Consider the following 21,967-nt stretch of genomic DNA (forward strand, 5'->3'; position numbering starts at 1 on the left):
CAGGGCCGGGGGCTGCGCGCTCCCGGCCTTCCGCCTTCCCCGGAGGAAGGCATTTTTAAATAAGTGTTTTTGCTGAGCGATCAGCACCCGTCTTAAGGAGACGCTTTATGAGCCAGGAACTTGCTAACGTATTCAATCCGCTGGCAGCGCCGCAGACCTTCAACCAGATCCGTATCTCCCTGGCATCGCCGGAGAAGATTCTGTCCTGGTCCTATGGCGAGATCAAGAAGCCTGAAACCATCAACTACCGCACGTTCAAGCCGGAACGGGATGGCCTGTTCTGTGCCCGGATCTTCGGTCCGGTAAAGGACTATGAGTGTCTGTGCGGCAAGTACAAACGCATGAAGTACAAAGGCGTCGTCTGCGAGAAATGCGGCGTCGAGGTGACCCTGTCCAAGGTGCGCCGCGAGCGCATGGGCCATATTGAGCTGGCCGCACCGGTTGCTCACATCTGGTTCTTGAAATCGCTGCCGTCCCGGATTGCGCTGTTCCTTGACATGACGCTGAAGGATGTCGAGCGCGTTCTGTACTTTGAGCAGTATATCGTCATCGAGCCGGGCCTGACCCCGCTGACGCCGCACCAGCTGCTGACCGAAGAAGAATTCATCGAAGCGCAGGAGCAGTATGGCGATGACTCGTTCACCGCCGGCATCGGTGCCGAGGCGATCCGCGATATCCTGTCCTCCATGGACCTGGAGCAGGTCGCCGAGAATATCCGTATCGAGATTTCCGAGACGACATCCGAGCTGAAGCCGAAGAAACTGGCCAAGCGCCTGAAGCTGATCGAGAGCTTCATCACCTCCGGCAACAAGCCGGAATGGATGATCATGACGGTCGTTCCGGTGATCCCGCCGGAACTGCGCCCGCTTGTGCCGCTCGATGGCGGCCGTTTCGCGACGTCCGACCTCAACGATCTCTATCGCCGGGTCATCAACCGCAACAATCGCCTGAAGCGCCTGATCGAGCTGCGCGCGCCGGATATCATCGTGCGCAACGAAAAGCGCATGCTGCAGGAATCCGTCGATGCGCTGTTTGACAATGGCCGCCGTGGCCGTGTCATCACCGGCACCAACAAGCGTCCGCTGAAATCGCTGTCCGACATGCTGAAAGGCAAGCAGGGCCGCTTCCGTCAGAACCTTCTGGGTAAACGCGTCGACTATTCGGGCCGTTCGGTCATCGTGGTCGGGCCTGACCTGAAGCTGCATGAATGCGGCCTGCCGAAGAAGATGGCGCTGGAGCTGTTCAAGCCGTTCATCTATTCGCGCCTTGACGCCAAGGGCCTGTCGGCCACCGTCAAGCAGGCCAAGAAACTGGTCGAGAAAGAGCGTCCGGAAGTGTGGGATATCCTCGACGAGGTCATCCGCGAGCACCCGGTCATGCTGAACCGTGCGCCGACGCTGCACCGTCTCGGCATCCAGGCGTTCGAGCCGAAACTGATCGAGGGCAAGGCGATCCAGCTGCACCCGCTGGTCTGTACCGCGTTCAATGCCGACTTCGACGGCGACCAGATGGCCGTCCACGTGCCGCTGTCGCTGGAAGCGCAGCTTGAAGCCCGTGTACTGATGATGTCGACCAACAACATCCTGACGCCGGCATCGGGCAAGCCGATCATCGTGCCGTCTCAGGACATCGTTCTCGGTCTCTATTACATCACCATCGAGAAGGAAAAAGAGCCGGGCGAGGGGATGATCTTCTCCGATTTGTCGGAAATCGACCACGCGCTCGATTCCGGTGCCGTTTCCCTGCACGCCAAGGTCAAGTGCCTGTGGAAGACGGTCGACGAGAATGGCGAGCCGGTCACCGAACTGGTCGAGACCACGCCGGGCCGGATGAAGGTTGCCAACCTGCTGCCGCGCACCTCGCTGATCCCGTTCGACGCGATCAACCAGCTGCTGACCAAGAAAACGATCCAGTCGCTGATCGACGTCGTCTATCGCCACACCGGCCAGAAAGCGACGGTCATTTTCGCCGACCAGATCATGGATCTTGGTTTTAAAGAGGCCTGCAAGGCCGGTATCTCCTTCGGCAAGGACGACATGGTCATCCCCGATACCAAGAAAGGCATCGTGGAGGAGACCCGCTCGCTCGTCGCAGAGTACGAGCAGCAATATGCTGACGGTCTCATCACCCGTGGTGAGAAGTACAACAAGGTCGTCGACGCCTGGGCGAAATGCACCGACAAGGTCGCCGACGAGATGATGAAAGAGATTTCGCGCACCAAATACGATCCGGAGACGGAGCGTCAGCTGGAGCCGAACTCGGTCTACATGATGTCCCACTCCGGTGCCCGTGGCTCGCCCACGCAGATGCGCCAGCTCGCCGCCATGCGCGGCCTGATGGCCAAGCCGTCGGGTGAGATCATCGAGACGCCGATCATCTCGAACTTCAAGGAAGGCCTGACCGTTCTTGAATACTTCAACTCTACCCACGGTGCCCGCAAGGGCCTGGCCGATACGGCGTTGAAGACCGCGAACTCCGGTTACCTGACACGCCGTCTCGTCGACGTTGCCCAGGACTGCATCATCAAGGAAGTCGATTGCGGTACCGACCAGGGCATCACGATCGAGGCTGCGATCGACGGTGGCGACATCGTCGTGCCGCTGTCCCAGCGAATCCTTGGCCGTACGCTGCTTGATGAAATCAAGCATCCGGACACAGGCGAGGTTATCGGCAATCCCGGTGACGAGGTCGACGAGAGCCAGTCGGAAGCGATCGAGGCTGCCGGTGTCCAGAAAGTCCGTGCCCGTTCGGTGCTGACCTGCGAGACCAAGTTCGGCGTCTGCGGCAAGTGCTATGGCCGGGATCTCGCCCGCGGTACCCACGTCAATATCGGTGAGGCTGTCGGCGTTATCGCTGCCCAGTCCATCGGTGAGCCTGGTACCCAGCTGACCATGCGGACCTTCCACGTTGGTGGTACTGCGACGGTCGGTGACGTCTCATTCGTTGAATCGAGCCATGAAGGCACGGTCAAGCTTGAGAACCGGAACGTCGTGAAGGACTCCGATGGCGACCTGATCGTCATGGGCCGTAACACGCTCATCAAGGTTCAGGACAAGGACGGCAACGACCAGGCCTCGTTCAAGGTCACCTATGGTACCAAACTGCGTGTCGATGACGGCACCAAGGTCGAGCGCGGCACGCGCCTGGCCGACTGGGACCCGTTCACCCTGCCGATCCTCACCGAGATTGCTGGCAAGGTGAAATTCGAGGACCTGACCGAAGGCGTGTCCGTCAATCTCGTCGCCGACGAAGCGACGGGCCTGACCTCTCGCGTGGTCATGGACTGGCGGGCATCCCCGCGCGGGTCCGACCTGCGTCCGGCCATGGTCATCGTTGACGACAATGGTGAGCCGCTGAAGTTCGAGAACGGCAACGAAGCCCGCTATGTCCTGCCGGTCGACGCCATCCTGTCGGTCGAGGAGGGCGATGCCATCCGTCCGGGTGACACGCTGGCCCGTATCCCGACCGAGGGCGCCAAGACGCGCGACATCACCGGTGGTCTGCCGCGTGTTGCCGAGCTGTTCGAAGCCCGTCGTCCGAAGGATCACGCGATCATCGCCGAGGTTGATGGCCGCGTCGAATTCGGCCGCGATTACAAGAACAAGCGGAAGATCTCGATCAATCCGACCGATGAGAGCCTGGAGCCGGTGGAATATCTGGTACCGAAAGGCAAGCACATCGCCGTTCAGGATGGTGACCTGATCGCCAAGGGCGAATACCTGCTCGATGGCAATCCGGCGCCGCACGATATCCTGTCGATCATGGGTATCGAGGCTCTGGCCGACTATCTCATCAACGAGATCCAGGAGGTCTACCGCCTGCAGGGCGTGCCGATCAACGACAAGCACATTGAGGTGATCGTTCGCCAGATGCTGCAGAAGGTTGAAATCTCCGATCCGGGCGATTCCGGCTTCCTGAAAGACGAACAGGTCGACAAGATCGAGTTCGACGAGGTCAACGAGAAGCTGGAAGACCAGGGCAAGAACCCGGCTGTCGGCCAGCCGGTACTGCTCGGCATCACCAAGGCGTCGCTGCAGACGCGCTCGTTCATCTCCGCTGCGTCGTTCCAGGAGACGACCCGTGTCCTTACCGAGGCTTCGGTACAGGGCAAGGTCGACACGCTGGAAGGCCTCAAGGAGAACGTCATCGTCGGTCGCCTGATCCCGGCCGGTACTGGTGGCATGATGTCCAAGCACCAGCGCCTCGCCGACGAGCGTGACGCCAAGCTGATCGAGGAGCGGGCAGTCCGCTCCGCTGCGGCCCTGCCGCCGGCAGACGCCGCCGTCTTCGCCGAGGCCGAGGATGGCAGCGACGAGACCTCGACTGCAGAGGACGATCAGCCGGCCGAATAGGTAAGCTTGTAAAACACCTGAAAAGCCGCCCTTCGGGGCGGCTTTTTCGTGATTGGTCCTATTATTTCAGCGCTTGTTAACGAGTGCAGCTTATCTCCTCATGCCGGAGAGGGATTATGGTTAAGCAGGGCTTGCCCCATTACGAACCGGACGTTTCGCGCCGCATTGCCGTCTTGCAGATCGCATTCGGTGTGCTGTTGCTGCTCGGCTATGGGGCGGGGCTGGTTTTCGGCACAGGGCTGCCAGTCATCACCGCGGGATCTGTTGGCATCGTCCTGTTTCTGGTCTGCGCTGTCGCCCAGTATATAAGGACGCCTGTTTCACGGGCCGAGGTCTGGGCTTTTGCCGGCCTGAGCATCCTCTTGTTTTCTTTCCTCATCTGGTCGATCGCCCTCCTTTATGGCGGGCTCGTCTCTGCGGCGACCGGCGCCCCGACCTTCATGTTCCTTTTTGCACTTCTGGTGCTCTATGGCTTCCACACAGACCCGAAGCTGGTGATGTTCACTGGCGGGGTCGCTGTCGGCGCACGCCTCGCCATGGACCTCACTGGGCTTGTTGCAGGTGGCACGTTTACCACGAGCTATTACTGGGCATCTTCATCGCGCTTCATCACACCGATGGGAGAGCTGGAAATCCTGCTCGCCCTTTCGGTCTTCACCGTGCTTCTCAGCTGGCTGGCAGGCAGGTGGGAGCTGAAACAGGCGAGGGCGGTTGCCGCTGTCAGGGAAGAGCTGGAAAAGCGCCATACAGCCGCGCCATCCAGTGCCGATGTGACGACGATCCTGATCGCCGAGGACAGCTCGGTGAACATGATGGTGCTGTCCAACATGCTGGGCGATCCGCGCTTCAACCTTGTCATGACCGAAGATGGCGCCGAGGCGGTCAAGACCTTCATCCGCATGGTGGAAGAGGGGGGCCCACCTGATGTCGTCCTGCTCGATATCGAGATGCCGGAAATGGATGGTCATGAGGCGGCAATGCTGATCCGTCAGGCCGAATCAGACGCAGGCATCGACCCGCGGCCGATAATTGCCGTCACTGCGCTCGGCAATGAAGAGAATCGCCAGGCTTCTCTGGCGGCTGGAATGGACGATCACTTGGTAAAACCGGTGCAGAAACCGGCCCTGTTGGCGGGCATTGCCCATGCCCTTGCGCGCCGTCGGCGTGGCTGACGAAAGCCGCTGGAACAATCTGCCCAAAAGGGGGATTATATCGGCCGTTCCTGTCAGTAAATTGGCCGGCTATCCTTCCTTGAAGCGGCGCTCCGCGAAAAGCGAATTTTCCTAACAAAAGACCTTGACCCGAGGGCCTACTCTTTATAGGTTCCGCGCCACGCTGAAAGGGTGGCCGTCAGTCTTCTGAAACGCTCCCAAGCACGCCGAACATTTTTGTATTTGCGCCTTGTAAGTATGGCGCGGTTCCTTTAAGGAGCTGCGCCTGTTTGAGGTGCTGGAACTTATTCGGTTTGTTCAGCACCGATTTTGAGATTTAACCGGGATCCAAGAGGACCTTTAATGCCGACGATCCAACAGCTTATCCGCAAGCCGCGTCAGCCGAAGCGGAAAATCAACAAGGTGCCCGCCATGGAGGGCAACCCGCAGAAGCGTGGCGTTTGCACGCGCGTCTACACAACGACGCCGAAGAAGCCGAACTCGGCCCTTCGGAAGGTTGCCAAGATCCGCCTGACCAATGGCTACGAAGTCATCGGCTACATCCCGGGTGAAGGCCATAACCTGCAAGAGCACTCCGTCGTCATGATCCGTGGCGGTCGTGTGAAGGACTTGCCGGGTGTGCGCTATCACATCATCCGCGGCGTTCTGGATACCCAGGGCGTGAAAGACCGTAAGCAGCGCCGTTCGAAATATGGCGCGAAGCGTCCGAAGTAAGGATTTAGAGAATGTCACGTCGTCACCGCGCAGAAAAACGTGTTGTTCACCCGGACCCGAAGTTCGGCGACAAGATCGTTTCCAAGTTCATGAATTACGTCATGCTGGACGGCAAGAAGCCGGCTGCTGAAAAGATCGTATACGGTGCTTTTGACCGTGTCGAAGCCAAGCTGAAGCGCCCGCCGATCGAGCTGTTCCATGAGGCTCTGGAGAATGTAACGCCGTCGATCGAGGTTCGCTCGCGTCGTGTCGGTGGTGCAACCTATCAGGTGCCTGTCGAGGTTCGTCCGGACCGCAAGGTTGCTCTGGCCATGCGCTGGATCATCGACGCAGCCCGCAAGCGCAACGAGACAACCATGGTCGACCGCCTCTCCAACGAGCTGATGGACGCCGCACAGAACCGTGGCGCCGCCGTCAAGAAGCGCGAAGACACACACCGCATGGCAGAGGCCAACCGCGCCTTCGCCCATTACCGCTGGTAGATCGAAGTTTAAGGTATTATTCCCATGTCCCGCGAATACAAGATTGAAGACTACCGTAACTTCGGCATCATGGCCCACATCGATGCCGGCAAGACGACCACGACCGAGCGTATCCTCTACTATACCGGTAAGAGCTACAAGATCGGTGAGGTCCATGACGGTGCTGCAACCATGGACTGGATGGAGCAGGAGCAGGAGCGTGGCATCACGATTACCTCCGCTGCGACGACCACATTCTGGCCGGGCCGTGACGGCAACAAGCGCCGCCTGAACATCATCGACACCCCGGGTCACGTTGACTTCACCATTGAAGTCGAGCGCTCCCTGCGCGTTCTCGACGGCGCTGTTGCGCTGCTCGACGGCAACGCCGGTGTCGAGCCGCAAACCGAGACCGTCTGGCGCCAGGGCGACAAGTACAAGGTCCCGCGGATGTTCTTCGTCAACAAGATGGACAAGATCGGCGCTGACTTCTACGCCTCCGTTGAATCCATTCACGATCGTCTCGCTGCCAAGACTGTTGTCCTGCAGCTGCCGATCGGTATGGAAAGCGACTTCAAGGGTGTCGTCGACCTGATCGAGATGGACGCCATAATCTGGAACGACGAGAGCCTCGGCGCGTCTTATGACCGCGTAGAGATCCCGGCTGACCTGAAAGAGAAGGCTGAAGAGTATCGCGAAAAGATGATCGAGACGATCGTCGAGCTCGATGAAGCGGCCATGGAAGCGTATCTGGAAGGCGATATGCCCGACAATGACACGATCCGTGCGCTGATCCGCAAGGGCACGATCAATGTCGACTTCCACCCGGTCCTTCTGGGTACGGCCTTCAAAAACAAGGGTGTACAGCCGCTGCTTGACGCCGTTGTCGATTTCCTGCCGTCCCCGGTCGACGTTCCGTCGATCCGCGGCGTGCTGCCGGATACCGACACCGAAGTGAAGCGCATCTCGTCCGATGGCGAGCCGCTCTCCATGCTGGCGTTCAAGATCATGAACGACCCGTTCGTTGGTACGCTGACCTTCTGCCGTATCTACTCCGGTCACCTGGAGCAGGGCACATCCGTGATGAACACGGTAAAGGGCAAGAAAGAGCGCGTTGGCCGTATGCTGCTGATGCACTCCAACACCCAGGAAGAGATCAAGAATGCCTATGCTGGTGACATCGTCGCCATCGCCGGCCTGAAAGACACGACGACAGGGGACACGCTTTGCGATCCGCTGAAGCCGGTCATTCTCGAGCGCATGGAATTCCCAGAGCCGGTTATCTCCCTGGCTGTCGAGCCGAAAACAAAGGCCGACCAGGAGAAAATGGGTATCGCCCTGAACCGTCTTGCTGCCGAAGACCCGTCTTTCCGTGTCCGCACGGACGAGGAGAGCGGCCAGACGATCATCGCCGGTATGGGTGAGCTTCACCTCGATATCCTGGTCGATCGTATGCGCCGTGAGTTCAAGGTCGACGCCAATGTCGGCCAGCCTGAGGTCGCTTATCGCGAGACGATCACGAAGAACGCAGACATCGATTATACCCACAAGAAACAGTCGGGTGGTTCGGGTCAGTTCGCCCGCGTGAAAATGAAGGTCAAGCCGGGCGAGCCGGGTACGGGCTTTGTTTTCTCCAACTCTATCGTCGGTGGTTCTATTCCGAAGGAATATATCCCGGGCGTGGAGAAGGGCCTCAAATCCGTTCAGGAAGCAGGCCTTCTGGTTGGCTTCCCGATCCTCGACTTCGAGGTCGAGCTTTACGATGGTGCTTTCCACGACGTTGACTCGTCCGTGCTGGCCTTCGAGATCGCCGCCCGCGGTGCCCTGCGTGAGCACAAGGGCGAGCTTGGTCTGGCCCTGCTCGAGCCTGTCATGAAGGTTGAAGTCGTGACCCCGGAAGACTATACGGGCACGGTTATCGGCGATCTCAACTCCCGCCGTGGCCAGGTCCAGGGTCAGGAGATGCGTGGTAACGCAACTGTGGTGAATGCCATGGTGCCGCTCGCCAACATGTTCGGCTACGTCAACGCGCTGCGCTCGTCCACTCAAGGCCGCGCCCAGTACACGATGCAGTTCGATCATTATGAGCGCGTCCCGCAGGCAGTGGCGGACGAAGTCCGGGCGAAGATCGCAGGTTAATGTCGGGTGAGGCGGCCTATGACGGGCCGCCAGCCTAATGAAGAAATTGGTTTAACAGGTCAGTCGACAGTTTACGGAGAATAAGACATGGCTAAGGAAAAGTTTGAACGTACAAAACCGCATGCCAACATTGGCACGATTGGTCACGTCGACCACGGTAAAACCACGCTGACGGCAGCGATCACCAAATACTTCGGTGACTTCCGTGCGTACGACCAGATCGACGCAGCTCCGGAAGAAAAAGCACGCGGCATCACGATCTCGACTGCACACGTCGAGTACGAGACCGACAACCGTCACTATGCGCACGTCGACTGCCCGGGTCACGCTGACTACGTCAAGAACATGATCACCGGTGCTGCCCAGATGGACGGCGGTATCCTGGTTGTTAACGCTGCTGACGGCCCGATGCCGCAGACCCGCGAGCACATCCTCCTGGCCCGCCAGGTTGGCGTTCCGGCGCTGGTTGTCTTCCTCAACAAGGTTGACCAGGTCGATGACGAAGAGCTGCTCGAGCTCGTCGAGATGGAAGTTCGCGAACTCCTGTCTTCCTACGAATTCCCGGGCGACGATATTCCGATCATCGCAGGTTCCGCCCTGGCCGCTCTTGAAGGCCGTGATCCGGAAATCGGCGAAAACAAGATCAAGGAACTGATGGAAGCTGTCGACAGCTACATCCCGACCCCGGAGCGTCCGGTCGACCAGACCTTCCTGATGCCGATCGAAGACGTGTTCTCGATCTCCGGTCGTGGTACGGTTGTGACCGGCCGTGTCGAGCGTGGTGTCATCAACGTTGGCGACGAAATCGAAATCGTCGGCATCAAGGACACCAAGAAAACGACCTGCACGGGCGTTGAAATGTTCCGCAAACTGCTGGACCGCGGGGAAGCTGGCGACAACGTTGGTGTTCTGCTTCGTGGTGTCGAGCGTGAAGGCGTTGAGCGCGGCCAGGTTCTCTGCAAGCCGGGTTCGGTTACTCCGCACACGAAATTCGTGGCAGAGGCCTACATCCTGACGAAAGACGAAGGTGGCCGTCACACGCCGTTCTTCAACAACTATCGTCCGCAGTTCTACTTCCGCACGACCGACGTGACCGGCATCTGCACGCTGCCGGAAGGAACCGAGATGGTCATGCCGGGCGACAACGTGAACCTGAACGTCGAGCTGATCGTGCCGATCGCCATGGAAGAGAAGCTCCGCTTCGCTATCCGTGAAGGTGGCCGCACCGTTGGTGCCGGTATCGTCTCGAAGATCATCGAGTAGCAATAACCATTAGCGGGCAGGCCGTGAGCGACTTTTGCGGCCTGCCTTTTTGACTCAAAAAGAAGTAAAGCGATATGCAACAGAATATTCGTATACGGCTGAAGGCGTTCGATCATCGGGTTCTCGATGCGTCCGCGGTTGAGATTGTCAACACCGCCAAGCGCACGGGTGCTCAGGTTCGCGGGCCGATTCCGCTGCCAACGCACATCGACAAGTATACGGTGTTGCGCTCGCCGCACGTAAACAAGAAATCGCGCGAGCAATTCGAGATGCGCACGCACAAGCGCATGCTCGACATTCTCGAGCCGACCCCGCAGACGATCGACGCGCTGATGAAGCTCGATCTGTCGGCTGGCGTCGACGTTGAAATCAAACTGGGTGCGTAAGGAGACTTGACGATGCGCACGGGCGTCATTGCAAAAAAACTGGGCATGACACGGGTCTACCGCGAAGACGGCACCCATGTTCCTGTCACCGTCATGCAGATTGACGGCTGTCAGGTCGTGTCTCAGCGTACGGAAGAAACGAACGGTTACACTGCCCTGCAGCTGGGTGCCGGCAAAGCCAAGGTATCGCGCACCAACAAGGCGCTGCGCGGCCATTTCGGCAAAGCCAACGTAGAACCCAAGCGCAAGCTGGCCGAGTTCCGCGTCAGCGCGGAAAACCTGGTCGAGATCGGTGCCGAGCTGTCTGCTGAACATTACGTTCCGGGCCAGAAGGTCGACGTGACGGGTACCTCGATCGGTAAGGGCTTCGCCGGCGGCATGAAGCGCCACAATTTCGGTGGTCTTCGCGCCTCGCACGGTGTTTCCATCTCTCACCGTTCGCACGGCTCCACTGGCCAGTGCCAGGATCCGGGCAAGGTCTTCAAGGGCAAGAAAATGGCTGGGCACATGGGGGACGTTCGCGTCACGACCCAGAACCTGGAAGTTGTCCGTATCGACCTGGACCGCAACCTCGTCCTGATCAAGGGCGCGGTACCGGGCTCCAAGGGCGGCTGGGTCCTGATCAACGATGCTGTGAAGCGTGCCCGTCCGGAAGAGGCTCCGATGCCTGCCGGCCTGCGCAGTGCCGAACAGCCGAAGGCCGAGGAAGAAGCTCCGGCTGAAGCAGAAAACACCGCGACTGAGGCAGAAGCTACTGAAGCTGACGTTCAGGCCGCTGACGACTCCAAGGGAGACGCATAATGAAAGTCGATGTCGTCACTCTTGCTAACGAAAAGGCCGGCTCCGTCGAACTCGACGAAGCGATCTTCGGTCTTGAGCCACGCAAGGACATTCTCCATCGCTGTGTGACCTGGCAGCTTGCCAAGCGCCAGCAGGGCACGCACAAGGTCAAGGAACGCGGCGAAGTTGCCGGCACGACGAAGAAATTCGTCCGCCAAAAAGGCTCCGGCGGTGCCCGTCATGGTAACCGCAAGGCCCCGATCTTCGTCGGCGGCGGCGTTGCCCACGGCCCGCGCGTGCGCAGCCATGCGATCGACCTGCCGAAAAAGGTCCGCAAGCTGGCCCTGCGTCATGCGTTGTCGGCCAAACACGGTGCTTCCGAGCTGATCATCATCGATGATGCCAAGCTGGAAGAAGCCAAGACCAAGGCGCTGGTTTCGACCTTTGCCAAGCTGGGCCTGACCGATGCGCTGATCGTTGATTCCGAAATCGACGAGAACTTCCGCAAGGCTGCCCGCAACGTGCCGGGTGTCGACGTCCTGCCGGTTATCGGCGCCAACGTCTATGACATCCTGCGCCGGTCGAAACTGGTTCTGACGAAATCCGCCGTTGAAGGGCTTGAGGCCCGTCTTAAAGGTGAGGCCCAGAAATGAGCGAGATCAAAGAAGTACACTACAACACGATTGTTGCCCCGATGATCACGGAGAAATCCACGATCGCTTCGGAAAACAACCAGGTTGTATTCAAGGTAGCGCTGGACGCGACCAAGCCGCAGATCGCAGAAGCGGTCGAGAGCCTGTTCAAGGTTAAGGTGAAGTCGGTCAACACCCTGCGCGCCAAAGGCAAGAACAAGCGGTTCCGCGGTCGTCCGTATACCCGCTCCGATGTGAAAAAGGCGATTGTGACGCTCGAGGAAGGCCATTCCATCGACATCACGACCGGCCTTTAACGCGAACCAGGATCTGAGAAAATGGCTTTGAAGACATTCAATCCGACCTCGCCGGGCCGCCGCACACTGGTGCTGGTGGATCATTCGGACCTCTGGAAAGGGCGTCCGGAGAAGAAACTGGTCGAGGGCATGACCAACAAGGGCGGTCGCAACAACACCGGCCGTATCACGGCTCGCCGTCAGGGCGGCGGTGCGAAGAAGCTGTACCGCAAGGTCGACTTCCGCCGCGCCAAGCACGACATCGAGGCAACGGTCGAGCGTCTGGAATATGACCCGAACCGCACGGCCTTCATCGCGCTGATCAAATATGACGACGGTGAAGTGTCCTACATCCTGGCGCCGCAGCGTCTGGCCGTTGGTGACAAGATCGTTTCCGGTGCCCAGGTCGACGTGAAGCCTGGCAACGCGATGCCGCTCAAGCGCATCCCGGTCGGTACCATTGTCCACAATGTCGAGCTGAAGCCGGGCAAGGGCGGCCAGATGGCCCGTTCCGCCGGTACATATGCCCAGATCGTCGGTCGCGATGCCGGTTACGCGCAGATGCGCCTGCAGTCCGGTGAAGTCCGTCTCGTTTCGGGAGAGTGCATGGCCACCATCGGTGCCGTGTCCAACCCGGACCATTCGAACACCAGCCTGGGCAAGGCCGGCCGCAAGCGTCACATGGGCAAACGCCCGGCCGTTCGCGGTGTCGCGATGAACCCGATCGATCACCCGCATGGTGGTGGTGAGGGTCGTACCTCCGGTGGCCGTCACCCGGTTACGCCGTGGGGTAAGCCGACCAAAGGTAAACGTACACGGAATAACAAAGCGACCGACCGGTTGATTATCCGCTCGCGTCACGCACGCAAGAAGGGCCGGTAGGAGATAAATTATGTCACGTGCAGTCTGGAAAGGTCCGTTTGTAGACCGGTATCTCTTGAAAAAGGCCGAGGAATCCTCGTCCGGCAGCCATAAAGGCGGCATCAAGACCTGGTCGCGTCGTTCGACGATCCTGCCCCAATTCATCGGGCTGACGTTCAACGTCTATAACGGCCACAAATTCATCCCCGTCCACGTCACGGAAGACATGGTCGGTCACAAGCTGGGCGAATTCTCGCCGACCCGCACCTATTACGGTCACGGGGCGGACAAGAAAGCGAAGCGGAAGTAGAGGCAACAATGGGACAGGCACAAAATCCCCGTCGCATCGACGACAACCAGGCCATGGCCAAGGCTCGTATGATGCGCGTCAGCCCGCAGAAGCTGAACCTCGTCGCTCAGCTGATCCGCGGCAAGAAGGTCGAGAAGGCTCTCGCCGAGCTGGAATTTTCGCGCAAGCGCATCGCGATTGACGTGAAGAAGGTTCTGGAAAGCGCCATCGCGAACGCCGAGAACAACCACGATCTCGATATCGACTCGCTGGTTGTCGATCAGGCCTTCGTCGGCAAGAACCTGGTCATGAAGCGCTGGAAAGCCCGCGCGCGTGGTCGCGTCGGCCGGATCCAGAAACCGTTTTCGGAACTGACGATTATCGTCAAAGAAGTTGAGGAGGCCGTCTAATGGGTCAGAAGGTTAACCCGATCGGTCTGCGTCTGGGCATCAACCGCACGTGGGACTCCCGCTGGTACGCGGACAAGAAAGCCTATGGCGATCTGCTGCACGAAGACCTGCGCATCCGCGAGTTCCTGCAGAAGAAACTGGCTGCTGCCGGTGTGTCTCGCATCGTCATCGAGCGTCCGCACAAGAAATGCCGCATCACGATCTACACGGCGCGTCCGGGTGTCGTCATCGGCAAGAAGGGTGCAGACATCGAGAAGCTGCGCTCCGAAGTGGCCAAGTTGTCTTCGTCGGAGACCGTCCTGAACATCGTCGAGATCCGCAAGCCGGAAATCGACGCCACGCTGGTTGCCGAGAACATCGCGCAACAGCTGGAACGCCGTGTCGCTTTCCGCCGCGCCATGAAACGCGCGATGCAGACTGCACTGCGCATGGGTGGCCTCGGCATCCGCATCAACTGCTCCGGCCGTCTTGGCGGTGCAGAGATCGCGCGGATGGAATGGTACCGTGAGGGCCGCGTGCCGCTTCACACGCTGCGCGCCGACATCGATTATGGTGTCGCAACCGCCCGCACAACCTATGGCGCTATCGGCATCAAGGTCTGGATCTTCAAAGGCGAGATCATGGAACATGACCCGATGGCCCAGGAAAAACGCATCGTCGACAGCCAGACCGGTGGCAATCCGGGTGGCGGCCGCGACAACCGCGATCGTGCCCCACGGGGTAACCGTCCTGCGCCGGCCAGCGCAAGCTAACCAGGCCAGTTGGGATTTGGAGAATAAGAAATGCTGCAACCGAAACGGACGAAGTTCCGCAAGATGCACAAAGGCCGGATCAAGGGTAACGCCAAGGGCGGTACCGAGCTGGCGTTCGGCTCTTTTGGCCTGAAGGCACTCCAGCCGGAGCGCGTGACCTCGCGTCAGATCGAAGCGACTCGTCGTGCCATTACCCGCCACATGAAACGGGCAGGGCGCGTATGGATCCGCATCTTCCCGGATGTGCCGGTCACGAAAAAGCCGACCGAGGTTCGCATGGGTAAAGGCAAGGGCTCTGTCGAGTTCTGGGCCGCCAAGGTGAAGCCTGGCCGCGTTATGTTCGAAATCGATGGCGTGCCGGAAGATATCGCGCGCGAAGCCCTTCTGCTGGGCGCCGCGAAACTGCCGGTCAAGACGCGCATCATCAAGCGCATTGGCGAATAGGAGTTCATCATGGAAGCCGCACAAGTACGCGATATGACCGAAGACGAGCTCAAGACCAAACTGCTTGAGCTGAAGAAAGAGCAGTTCAACCTGCGCTTCCAGAAAGCGTCCGGTCAGCTGGAAAAAACTTCCCGCATCGGCGAGGTCCGCAAGGATATCGCGCGGGTCAAAACCATCCTGCGCCAGAAGGCCGATCAGGCCAGCGCGTAAGGGACAGGAGAACCAAGAAATGCCGAAGCGAGTGATGCAGGGCGCGGTTGTCAGCAGCAAGGGTGACAAGACCGTAGTCGTGAATATCGAACGGACCTTCAAGCACCCGCTGCTCAAGAAGATCGTTCGTCGTTCCAAGCGCTACCATGCCCATGACGAGAGCAATCAGTATAAAGAGGGTGATCTCGTGGTCATCCAGGAATGTGCGCCGAAGTCGAAACTGAAGCGCTGGGAAGTCGTCGGTGAAGGCTCGAAAGGCTAGTCACCAGGACAGGTTATTTGCAGCACTCCTTTGCGAGTGTTTTTGAAGGAGGGTCGTCATGATCCAGATGCAGACAAATTTGGATGTCGCTGACAATTCTGGCGCCAAGCGCGTCCAGTGCATCAAAGTGCTCGGCGGTGCCAAGCGCAAATATGCCTCCGTCGGCGACATCATCGTCGTATCGGTGAAGGAAGCCATGCCGCGCGGCCGGGTCAAGAAGGGCCAGGTCATGAAGGCAGTGGTTGTCCGCACCGCCAAGGATATCAAGCGTCGCGACGGGTCGGTCATCCGGTTCGACAACAACGCCGCTGTCCTGATCAACAACAACAAGGAGCCGATCGGCACCCGTATCTTCGGGCCGGTCACGCGCGAGCTTCGTGCTGCCAAGCACATGAAGATCGTCTCGCTGGCACCGGAAGTGCTGTAAGGAGCGCGAAAGCAATGGCTGCGAAGATTAAAAAAGGCGATACCGTCATCATCCTGACCGGCAAGGACCGAGGCGAGGAGGGCACTGTCCTCCAGGTCATGCCGAAAGAGGACCGCGTTCTGGTGGAAAAGGTCAACATGATCAAACGCCACACGCGCCCGAGCCAGATGAACAATGGCGGCATCATTTCCAAGGAAGCGCCGATTCACATTTCGAATGTGGCGCTGAAAGACCCGAAAACCGGCAAGCCGACGCGGGTCGGGTTCAAGATCAACGATGACGGCACGAAGGTTCGTGTCGCCAAAGGCTCAGGTGAGGTTATCGATGGCTGAGGCTGAAACATATACACCGCGCATGAAGGTGCTGTACCAGGATCGCATCCGGGCTGCGATGCAGGAGGAATTCTCCTACGCGAACCCGATGATGGTGCCGAAACTGGACAAGATCGTGCTGAACATGGGTGTCGGCGATGCGGTAAACGACCGCAAGTCGATCGACAAGGCGTTCGAGGAAATGACCCTCATCGCCGGTCAGCGCCCGGTCGTCACCAAGGCCAAGAAGTCGATCGCCGGCTTCAAGGTTCGCGAAGAGATGGCTCTTGGCGTCAAGGTGACCCTGCGCAAGAACCGCATGTACGAGTTTCTGGACCGCCTGGTCACCATCGCGCTGCCGCGCGTCCGCGACTTCCGCGGCCTGAACGGCAAGAGCTTCGATGGTCGTGGCAACTATGCGATGGGCATGAAAGAGCACATCGTGTTCCCGGAAATCGAGTACGACAAGGTAGACGTGGTTCGCGGTATGGACATCGTTGTCTGCACCACGGCCCCGACGAACGAGGAAGCAAAAGCGCTTCTGAAACATTTCAACTTCCCTTTCCGCAACTAGGCAAGGTCCGGAATTGGTCTGGAAACCGGCTTAACGGAGGATATTAAATGGCTAAAAAAGGTATGGTCGAACGCGATCTGAAAAGACGCAGGCTGGCCAAGAAGTACGAAAACAAACGGCAGTCGCTCAAGGCGGTGATGAAGGACGAGAATTCCTCTCCTGAAGATCGCTTCAAGGCAGCTCTCAAGCTGGCTGAGCTTCCACGCAACGCGTCTCCGACGCGGATCCGCAACCGGTGCCTCGTGACCGGTAGGCCGCGTGGTTACTACCGTAAACTGAAAATGTCCCGTATCGCGCTGCGCGAGCTTGGCTCCCACGGCAAGATCCCGGGTCTCGTGAAGTCCAGCTGGTAAGGGAGGGCATCAATCATGGCGATCAATGATCCAGTAGGTGATATGCTGGCCCGCATCCGCAACGCGCAAATGCGTGGGCACAAGGTAGCGATGACCCCGGCATCGAAAGTGCGCGGTTGGGTACTCGACGTGCTTGAGCGTGAAGGCTATATCCGCGGCTACACCCGTGTCGAGGAAGCCGGCAACAAGGCGCATTTCGAGATCGAGCTGAAATATTTCGATGGCGAGCCCGTCATTCAGCACATCAAGCGCGTGTCCAAGCCGGGCCGCCGCGTTTATTCCGCGGTCAACGACCTGGCGCCGGTGCGCAACGGTCTTGGCATTTCCATCGTGTCGACGTCCAAGGGCATCATGTCCGACGCCGCCGCCCGTGAAGCCAATGTCGGCGGAGAAGTCCTCGCCCAGATCTACTAAGATCAGGGTATGAGCTGAAATAACAGGAGTTGGAGGCAGCCATGTCTCGTATAGGCAAAAGACCAGTAGCGGTTCCCAAGGGCGCCGAAGTGTCAGTGAACGGACAAACCGTGAAGGCGAAAGGCCCGAAAGGGCAGATGGAATTCGTCGTCAACGAGCTTTGCACCGTTGCGATGACCGATGACGGCGTGAAGGTCGAACCGGTCAACAAGTCCAAGGAAGCCCGTTCGCAGTGGGGCATGTGCCGCACGATGATTTCCAATATCTGTGAGGGCGTTACCAACGGCTTCACCCGTAAACTGGAACTCGTCGGCGTTGGTTACCGTGCCCAGATGAAAGGCGCGCAACTGAGCCTGGCGCTCGGCTACAGCCATGACATCGACTTCGACGTGCCCGCAGGCATCGAGATCAAGACGCCGAAACCGACCGAGATCGAGATCTCCGGTATCGACAAGCAGGCTGTTGGCCAGACTGCTGCGATCATCCGCGGTTTCCGTCCGCCCGAGCCGTACAAGGGCAAAGGCGTCAAGTACGAAGGTGAATACATCTTCCGCAAGGAAGGCAAAAAGAAATAGGGCTGAGGCTCTTTTCAGGATTGGTGCATTATGGCTCAGGATAAATCCATTTTACTTAAGCGCGCCGGGCGGACCCGGGCCAAGCTTGCCAGGCATTCCAAAGGCAAGCTGCGTCTGTCCGTCTTCCGCTCGTCCAAGAACATCACGGCACAGATCATCGACGACAAGCAGTCGAAGACTGTTGCTTCTGCCTCCTCGCTGGAGAAAGACCTGCTGGCCAAAGTCGGCAAGGGCTCCAATGTCGAGGCTGCCTCTGAAGTCGGCAAGCTGGTTGCGGAACGCGCTAAGCAAGCCGGTATCGAGGAAGTCGTGTTCGACCGCGGCGCATACATCTATCATGGCCGGGTGAAGGCCCTGGCCGAGGCGGCTCGCGAAGCCGGCCTGAAATTTTAGGAGACGATTATGGCACGCGAACCCAGAGGCAATCGCCGCGAACGCGAAGAAGAGCGGGACGAGTTTGTAGATCGTCTCGTAGCGATCAACCGCGTCGCGAAAGTGGTCAAAGGCGGCAAGAACTTCGGCTTTGCTGCGCTCGTCGTTGTCGGCGACCAGAAAGGCCGCGTTGGCTATGGCAAGGGCAAGGCCCGCGAAGTGCCTGAGGCGATCCGCAAGGCGTCGCAGGAAGCCAAGCGCAACATGGTTCGCGTCCCGCTGCGCGAAGGCCGCACGCTGCATCACGACGCCCAGGGCCGTCACGGTGCCGGCAAGGTCGTCATCCGCACGGCTCCTCCGGGTACCGGTGTTATCGCCGGTGGTCCGATGCGCGCCGTTTTCGAGACGCTGGGCGTCCAGGACGTCGTTGCCAAGTCGCTCGGTACGTCGAACCCGTACAACATGGTTCGCGCCACGATCGACGCGCTGAAAAACCAGACCAATCCGCGCTCGGTTGCTGCCAAGCGTGGCATGAAGGTCTCCGAAATCATTTCCCGCCGTGCCGGTGCGCAAGACGATGCGTCCCCGGTTGACGCGGCCTAGTAACGGGGCCCAAGGAGAACACCGATGGCTGAGAAGAAAACCCTGAAAGTGCGCCAGACCGGCAGCCCGATCCGTCGCGATTCCCGTCAGCGCGCCCAGCTTGTCGGCCTTGGCCTGAACAAGGTTGGCCGTGAGCGTGAACTGGAAGATACACCAGCTGTACGTGGCATGATCCGCAAGGTCAGCCACATGGTTGAAATTGTCGAAGAATAGGCTATCAGACACGTTCTGATTCTATTTCAGACATTATAGGCGAGGCGGCCATCATTTCCCAAGGGAAGGGTGGGCCGCCGCAAGTCAAAGAGGAAAACATGACTATCAGACTGAACGACCTGCAAGACAATCCAGGTGCCCGCAAGGACAAGAAACGCGTTGGTCGCGGTATCGGTTCCGGCAAGGGCAAAACCGGCGGCCGCGGTGTAAAAGGCCAGAAATCCCGTTCCGGTGTTGCTATCAAGGGCTTTGAAGGCGGTCAGATGCCGCTGCACATGCGCCTTCCGAAGCGTGGCTTCAACAAGCCGAACCGGGCGAAATTCGCTGAAGTGAACATTGGCACTTTGCAGGCTGCCGTCGATGCCAAGAAGCTCGACGCCGGCTCCAGGGTCGATGCCGCAGCCCTGATCGAGGCCGGCCTGCTGAAACGCGCTTATCACGGCGTACGCCTGCTGGGTTCGGGCGAACTGTCCGCCAAGCTCGAAATCGAAGTCGTCTATGCGACTGCCGCTGCGAAAGCCGCTGTCGAAAAAGCTGGCGGCTCGGTCACCATGACCCGCGTTGAAGCGTCTGCAGAACAAGCCGACTAAGGGAAACGGGGCCGGTCATACGGCCCCGCCATTGTCCGCGGCAGGGGTTGTTATCGCGTCCTGCCGCCGCCACATGGCTTGGAGTTAACAACTCACCAAGGCAGGGCCGTTCCGGCCGAACAGTTGGAAGATTATGTCATCAGCAGCCGAACAGTTTACGTCAAATTTCGACATCCGGAACTTCGCCAAGGCCGATGAGCTGAAAAAGCGTCTGCTTTTCACGCTTGGCGCGCTGATCGTCTATCGTCTTGGCACCTATATTCCGATCCCGGGCGTAAATCCTGAAGTATTCGGTGCTGCGTTCCAGAGCCAGCAACAGGGCATTCTGGGCCAGATCAACCTGTTCGCCGGTGGCGCCATCGAGCGTATGGCGATTTTTGCCCTCAATATCATGCCCTACATTTCCGCCTCCATCATCATGCAGATGATGACGGCGATGGTTCCCTCGCTGGAAGCCATCAAGAAAGAGGGCGAACAGGGCCGCCGCCAGATCAACCATTACACCCGCATGCTGACAGTGGCGCTCGCGATCGTGCAGGGCCTGTTCATCGCGCAGACGCTGATGACGACCAACTCCAACGGGCTGCCTGCCGTCTCGAACCCCGGCATTTTCTTCATGGCGACGACAACGATCACGCTTGTCGGCGGCGTGATGTTCCTGCTTTGGCTGGGCGAGCAGATCACCGCCCGCGGTGTCGGTAACGGTATCTCGCTGATCATCTTTGCCGGTATCATCGCCGAACTGCCACGTGCTGCCGCCTTCCTGCTGGAGCAGGCGAAATCCGGCCAGATCAATGCCGGCGTCATCATCGCCATCATTATCGGCGCGATCGCAATCATCGCCTTTGTCGTGTTCATGGAGCGCTCGCAGCGCCGCCTGCTGGTGCAGTATCCGCGCCGCCAGCAGGGCAACCGCATGACCCAGGGTGAGAAATCGCACCTGCCGCTGAAGCTGAACACATCCGGCGTTATCCCGCCGATCTTTGCCTCGTCCCTGATGTTCCTGCCGGCCACCGCCGTGGGAGCGCTGGGTGAGGGGGCACCGCTCTGGCTCCAGAACCTGGCAGGTCTCTTCACGCCTGGTCAGCCGCTCTATATGGGCCTCTATGCCGTCGGCATCATCTTCTTCTGCTTCCTGTACACATCGATCGTGTTCAACCCGAGCGATACGGCCGACAACCTGAAAAAATACGGTGGCTATATCCAGGGCTACCGGCCGGGTCCGCGTACGGCAGAATATATCGACTTCGTGCTGACCCGCCTGACCGTCATCGGTGCTGCTTATCTGACTGCCGTCTGCCTGCTGCCGGAAATCCTGCGCTCGCAATCGAATGGTTCCATCCCGGTCTATCTCGGCGGTACCTCGCTGCTGATCGCGGTCACGGTGACGCTCGACACGGTTCAACAAATCCAGGGCTACCTTCTGGCCCAGCAATATGAGAGCCTGATCAAGAAATCGCGCCTGAGGGGGGCGAAGCGATGATCCTGATTTTCCTCGGACCGCCGGGCGCCGGAAAGGGCACCCAGGCAAAGCGGATTGCCTCGACGCGGGGCATTCCCCAGCTGTCGACCGGCGACATGCTGCGCGCGGCCGTCGCCAACCAGACAGAAATCGGCAAGAAAGCCAAGGCGGTCATGGATGCCGGCCAACTGGTTTCAGACGATATCGTTGCCGGCATCGTTGCCGAGCGTATCGAGCAGCCGGATTGTGAACAGGGCTTCATGCTCGACGGTTTTCCCCGCACTCTGGTGCAGGCGGAAATGCTGGATACGATTCTCGACAATCACGACCTGAAACTGGACGTGGTGCTGGAAATGCGGGTCGACGATGGCGAGCTGATCAACCGGCTCAACAATCGGATTCGCGAAACAAAGGAAGCTGGCGGTGAAGTGCGCTCCGACGACAATGAGGAGACATTCCGCAAGCGTTTGGACGTTTATAACGCCGAGACCGCTCCCCTGATCCCGTTTTATGCGGAAAAGGGGCTTTTGAAAGTGGTTGATGGCATGGGCTCTATCGACAAGGTGGCGGGCGAGATCGACGCCATTCTCGATGGTGTGCAAAAGGGGTGAAATTCCGGGCTTTTGGCTCGGTTTTCGGTTGACGGGCGG

29 protein-coding genes are annotated in these 21,967 nt (G+C 59.1%); all 29 read left to right on the forward strand.

All coding sequences use genetic code 11. From position 1 onward, the window contains the following. The first annotated feature begins 107 nt into the window (after positions 1-107). The 29 genes from rpoC to FF098_RS05455 all read left to right on the forward strand — a co-directional run bounded on the left by rpoC (position 108) and on the right by FF098_RS05455 (position 21,928). Positions 108-4,352 carry a DNA-directed RNA polymerase subunit beta' gene (gene rpoC, locus FF098_RS05315; RefSeq protein ID WP_155138164.1) on the forward strand — a complete coding sequence of 1,415 codons (4,245 nt, stop codon included), beginning with the start codon at positions 108-110 and terminating at the stop codon, positions 4,350-4,352. A 116-nt stretch (positions 4,353-4,468) separates the two neighbouring features. Beyond that, positions 4,469-5,524 carry a response regulator gene (locus tag FF098_RS05320; protein ID WP_155138166.1) on the forward strand — a complete coding sequence of 352 codons (1,056 nt, stop codon included), beginning with the start codon at positions 4,469-4,471 and terminating at the stop codon, positions 5,522-5,524. Between the two features lie 342 nt (positions 5,525-5,866). Further along, positions 5,867-6,238 (forward strand): 30S ribosomal protein S12, encoded by a 372-nt coding sequence (rpsL, locus tag FF098_RS05325; protein ID WP_155138168.1) that lies wholly within the window; start codon positions 5,867-5,869, stop codon positions 6,236-6,238. Between the two features lie 11 nt (positions 6,239-6,249). Continuing rightward, complete coding sequence (gene rpsG / locus FF098_RS05330) at positions 6,250-6,720, forward strand: 30S ribosomal protein S7 (protein ID WP_155138170.1); 471 nt, start codon at positions 6,250-6,252, stop codon at positions 6,718-6,720. A 24-nt stretch (positions 6,721-6,744) separates the two neighbouring features. Beyond that, on the forward strand, positions 6,745-8,838 hold the full coding sequence (gene fusA, locus FF098_RS05335; protein ID WP_155138173.1) for an elongation factor G: 2,094 nt from the start codon (positions 6,745-6,747) through the stop codon (positions 8,836-8,838). Between the two features lie 87 nt (positions 8,839-8,925). Then, positions 8,926-10,101: an elongation factor Tu gene (tuf, locus tag FF098_RS05340; protein WP_155138175.1), complete on the forward strand. Its 1,176-nt coding sequence runs from the start codon at positions 8,926-8,928 to the stop codon at positions 10,099-10,101. 74 nt (positions 10,102-10,175) lie between these two features. After that, positions 10,176-10,487 carry a 30S ribosomal protein S10 gene (rpsJ, locus tag FF098_RS05345; RefSeq protein ID WP_155138177.1) on the forward strand — a complete coding sequence of 104 codons (312 nt, stop codon included), beginning with the start codon at positions 10,176-10,178 and terminating at the stop codon, positions 10,485-10,487. Between the two features lie 12 nt (positions 10,488-10,499). Then, entirely contained in the window at positions 10,500-11,288 is a 789-nt protein-coding gene (rplC, locus tag FF098_RS05350) for a 50S ribosomal protein L3 (protein ID WP_155138179.1), read from the forward strand. Further along, on the forward strand, positions 11,288-11,920 hold the full coding sequence (gene rplD / locus FF098_RS05355) for a 50S ribosomal protein L4 (protein ID WP_155138182.1): 633 nt from the start codon (positions 11,288-11,290) through the stop codon (positions 11,918-11,920). The genes rplC and rplD overlap by 1 nt, the downstream gene beginning before the upstream one ends. After that, on the forward strand, positions 11,917-12,216 hold the full coding sequence (locus tag FF098_RS05360) for a 50S ribosomal protein L23 (RefSeq protein ID WP_155138184.1): 300 nt from the start codon (positions 11,917-11,919) through the stop codon (positions 12,214-12,216). Before rplD ends, FF098_RS05360 begins: the two co-directional genes overlap by 4 nt. Positions 12,217-12,237: 21 nt before the next feature. Beyond that, positions 12,238-13,077: a 50S ribosomal protein L2 gene (gene rplB / locus FF098_RS05365; RefSeq protein WP_155138186.1), complete on the forward strand. Its 840-nt coding sequence runs from the start codon at positions 12,238-12,240 to the stop codon at positions 13,075-13,077. Between the two features lie 10 nt (positions 13,078-13,087). Then, a complete protein-coding gene (rpsS, locus tag FF098_RS05370; protein WP_155138188.1) occupies positions 13,088-13,366 on the forward strand; it encodes a 30S ribosomal protein S19 in 279 nt (92 codons plus the stop codon). 8 nt (positions 13,367-13,374) lie between these two features. Beyond that, entirely contained in the window at positions 13,375-13,755 is a 381-nt protein-coding gene (gene rplV, locus FF098_RS05375; RefSeq protein ID WP_155138190.1) for a 50S ribosomal protein L22, read from the forward strand. After that, entirely contained in the window at positions 13,755-14,507 is a 753-nt protein-coding gene (gene rpsC / locus FF098_RS05380; protein ID WP_155138191.1) for a 30S ribosomal protein S3, read from the forward strand. Before rplV ends, rpsC begins: the two co-directional genes overlap by 1 nt. 30 nt (positions 14,508-14,537) lie before the next feature. Next, the gene (rplP, locus tag FF098_RS05385; protein ID WP_155138193.1) at positions 14,538-14,951 is read left to right on the forward strand and encodes a 50S ribosomal protein L16; all 414 of its coding nucleotides are present in this window, start codon (positions 14,538-14,540) and stop codon (positions 14,949-14,951) included. Positions 14,952-14,960: 9 nt separating this feature from the next. Beyond that, positions 14,961-15,161, forward strand: coding sequence for a 50S ribosomal protein L29 (gene rpmC, locus FF098_RS05390; protein WP_155138195.1), 201 nt, complete (start codon positions 14,961-14,963; stop codon positions 15,159-15,161). 19 nt (positions 15,162-15,180) lie between these two features. Next, positions 15,181-15,423: a 30S ribosomal protein S17 gene (gene rpsQ, locus FF098_RS05395; protein ID WP_155138197.1), complete on the forward strand. Its 243-nt coding sequence runs from the start codon at positions 15,181-15,183 to the stop codon at positions 15,421-15,423. Positions 15,424-15,481: 58 nt separating this feature from the next. Continuing rightward, on the forward strand, positions 15,482-15,850 hold the full coding sequence (gene rplN / locus FF098_RS05400; RefSeq protein WP_155138199.1) for a 50S ribosomal protein L14: 369 nt from the start codon (positions 15,482-15,484) through the stop codon (positions 15,848-15,850). A gap of 14 nt (positions 15,851-15,864) precedes the next feature. Next, positions 15,865-16,182 (forward strand): 50S ribosomal protein L24, encoded by a 318-nt coding sequence (gene rplX, locus FF098_RS05405; protein WP_155138201.1) that lies wholly within the window; start codon positions 15,865-15,867, stop codon positions 16,180-16,182. Further along, complete coding sequence (gene rplE, locus FF098_RS05410; protein ID WP_155138203.1) at positions 16,175-16,735, forward strand: 50S ribosomal protein L5; 561 nt, start codon at positions 16,175-16,177, stop codon at positions 16,733-16,735. Before rplX ends, rplE begins: the two co-directional genes overlap by 8 nt. 47 nt (positions 16,736-16,782) lie before the next feature. Continuing rightward, positions 16,783-17,088 (forward strand): 30S ribosomal protein S14, encoded by a 306-nt coding sequence (rpsN, locus tag FF098_RS05415; protein WP_155138205.1) that lies wholly within the window; start codon positions 16,783-16,785, stop codon positions 17,086-17,088. A 15-nt stretch (positions 17,089-17,103) separates the two neighbouring features. Next, a complete protein-coding gene (rpsH, locus tag FF098_RS05420) occupies positions 17,104-17,502 on the forward strand; it encodes a 30S ribosomal protein S8 (RefSeq protein WP_155138207.1) in 399 nt (132 codons plus the stop codon). A 41-nt stretch (positions 17,503-17,543) separates the two neighbouring features. Beyond that, positions 17,544-18,077 carry a 50S ribosomal protein L6 gene (gene rplF / locus FF098_RS05425; RefSeq protein WP_155138209.1) on the forward strand — a complete coding sequence of 178 codons (534 nt, stop codon included), beginning with the start codon at positions 17,544-17,546 and terminating at the stop codon, positions 18,075-18,077. A gap of 30 nt (positions 18,078-18,107) precedes the next feature. Next, positions 18,108-18,470, forward strand: a complete 363-nt coding sequence (gene rplR, locus FF098_RS05430; RefSeq protein WP_155138211.1) for a 50S ribosomal protein L18 — start codon at positions 18,108-18,110, stop codon at positions 18,468-18,470. Positions 18,471-18,479: 9 nt separating this feature from the next. Then, positions 18,480-19,052, forward strand: coding sequence for a 30S ribosomal protein S5 (gene rpsE, locus FF098_RS05435; protein WP_155138213.1), 573 nt, complete (start codon positions 18,480-18,482; stop codon positions 19,050-19,052). A gap of 24 nt (positions 19,053-19,076) precedes the next feature. Further along, a complete protein-coding gene (rpmD, locus tag FF098_RS05440; RefSeq protein ID WP_155138215.1) occupies positions 19,077-19,265 on the forward strand; it encodes a 50S ribosomal protein L30 in 189 nt (62 codons plus the stop codon). A gap of 104 nt (positions 19,266-19,369) precedes the next feature. Beyond that, positions 19,370-19,855 (forward strand): 50S ribosomal protein L15, encoded by a 486-nt coding sequence (rplO, locus tag FF098_RS05445; protein ID WP_166426418.1) that lies wholly within the window; start codon positions 19,370-19,372, stop codon positions 19,853-19,855. 133 nt (positions 19,856-19,988) lie between these two features. Next, complete coding sequence (gene secY / locus FF098_RS05450) at positions 19,989-21,338, forward strand: preprotein translocase subunit SecY (protein ID WP_155138219.1); 1,350 nt, start codon at positions 19,989-19,991, stop codon at positions 21,336-21,338. Next, positions 21,335-21,928, forward strand: coding sequence for an adenylate kinase (locus FF098_RS05455; RefSeq protein ID WP_155138220.1), 594 nt, complete (start codon positions 21,335-21,337; stop codon positions 21,926-21,928). The genes secY and FF098_RS05455 overlap by 4 nt, the downstream gene beginning before the upstream one ends. Positions 21,929-21,967 lie beyond the last annotated feature (39 nt).

The sequence above is a fragment of the Aquisalinus luteolus genome (genome assembly GCF_009712425.2).
Taxonomy (GTDB): Bacteria; Pseudomonadota; Alphaproteobacteria; order Caulobacterales; family Parvularculaceae; genus Aquisalinus; species Aquisalinus luteolus.

Coding starts and splice junctions, on each gene's coding strand:
- tuf (WP_155138175.1), top strand. CDS start 8,926: ATGGCTAAGGAAAAGTTTGAACGTACAAAACCGCATGCCAACATTGGC.
- fusA (WP_155138173.1), top strand. CDS start 6,745: ATGTCCCGCGAATACAAGATTGAAGACTACCGTAACTTCGGCATCATG.
- rplN (WP_155138199.1), top strand. CDS start 15,482: ATGATCCAGATGCAGACAAATTTGGATGTCGCTGACAATTCTGGCGCC.
- rplB (WP_155138186.1), top strand. CDS start 12,238: ATGGCTTTGAAGACATTCAATCCGACCTCGCCGGGCCGCCGCACACTG.
- rpsH (WP_155138207.1), top strand. CDS start 17,104: ATGGCGATCAATGATCCAGTAGGTGATATGCTGGCCCGCATCCGCAAC.
- rpsL (WP_155138168.1), top strand. CDS start 5,867: ATGCCGACGATCCAACAGCTTATCCGCAAGCCGCGTCAGCCGAAGCGG.
- rpsC (WP_155138191.1), top strand. CDS start 13,755: ATGGGTCAGAAGGTTAACCCGATCGGTCTGCGTCTGGGCATCAACCGC.
- rpmD (WP_155138215.1), top strand. CDS start 19,077: ATGGCTGAGAAGAAAACCCTGAAAGTGCGCCAGACCGGCAGCCCGATC.
- rpmC (WP_155138195.1), top strand. CDS start 14,961: ATGGAAGCCGCACAAGTACGCGATATGACCGAAGACGAGCTCAAGACC.
- rplD (WP_155138182.1), top strand. CDS start 11,288: ATGAAAGTCGATGTCGTCACTCTTGCTAACGAAAAGGCCGGCTCCGTC.
- rpsS (WP_155138188.1), top strand. CDS start 13,088: ATGTCACGTGCAGTCTGGAAAGGTCCGTTTGTAGACCGGTATCTCTTG.
- rplC (WP_155138179.1), top strand. CDS start 10,500: ATGCGCACGGGCGTCATTGCAAAAAAACTGGGCATGACACGGGTCTAC.
- secY (WP_155138219.1), top strand. CDS start 19,989: ATGTCATCAGCAGCCGAACAGTTTACGTCAAATTTCGACATCCGGAAC.
- FF098_RS05320 (WP_155138166.1), top strand. CDS start 4,469: ATGGTTAAGCAGGGCTTGCCCCATTACGAACCGGACGTTTCGCGCCGC.
- rpsQ (WP_155138197.1), top strand. CDS start 15,181: ATGCCGAAGCGAGTGATGCAGGGCGCGGTTGTCAGCAGCAAGGGTGAC.
- FF098_RS05455 (WP_155138220.1), top strand. CDS start 21,335: ATGATCCTGATTTTCCTCGGACCGCCGGGCGCCGGAAAGGGCACCCAG.
- rpsE (WP_155138213.1), top strand. CDS start 18,480: ATGGCACGCGAACCCAGAGGCAATCGCCGCGAACGCGAAGAAGAGCGG.
- rplV (WP_155138190.1), top strand. CDS start 13,375: ATGGGACAGGCACAAAATCCCCGTCGCATCGACGACAACCAGGCCATG.
- rpoC (WP_155138164.1), top strand. CDS start 108: ATGAGCCAGGAACTTGCTAACGTATTCAATCCGCTGGCAGCGCCGCAG.
- rplF (WP_155138209.1), top strand. CDS start 17,544: ATGTCTCGTATAGGCAAAAGACCAGTAGCGGTTCCCAAGGGCGCCGAA.
- rplX (WP_155138201.1), top strand. CDS start 15,865: ATGGCTGCGAAGATTAAAAAAGGCGATACCGTCATCATCCTGACCGGC.
- rplP (WP_155138193.1), top strand. CDS start 14,538: ATGCTGCAACCGAAACGGACGAAGTTCCGCAAGATGCACAAAGGCCGG.
- rpsN (WP_155138205.1), top strand. CDS start 16,783: ATGGCTAAAAAAGGTATGGTCGAACGCGATCTGAAAAGACGCAGGCTG.
- rplE (WP_155138203.1), top strand. CDS start 16,175: ATGGCTGAGGCTGAAACATATACACCGCGCATGAAGGTGCTGTACCAG.
- FF098_RS05360 (WP_155138184.1), top strand. CDS start 11,917: ATGAGCGAGATCAAAGAAGTACACTACAACACGATTGTTGCCCCGATG.
- rplR (WP_155138211.1), top strand. CDS start 18,108: ATGGCTCAGGATAAATCCATTTTACTTAAGCGCGCCGGGCGGACCCGG.
- rpsG (WP_155138170.1), top strand. CDS start 6,250: ATGTCACGTCGTCACCGCGCAGAAAAACGTGTTGTTCACCCGGACCCG.
- rpsJ (WP_155138177.1), top strand. CDS start 10,176: ATGCAACAGAATATTCGTATACGGCTGAAGGCGTTCGATCATCGGGTT.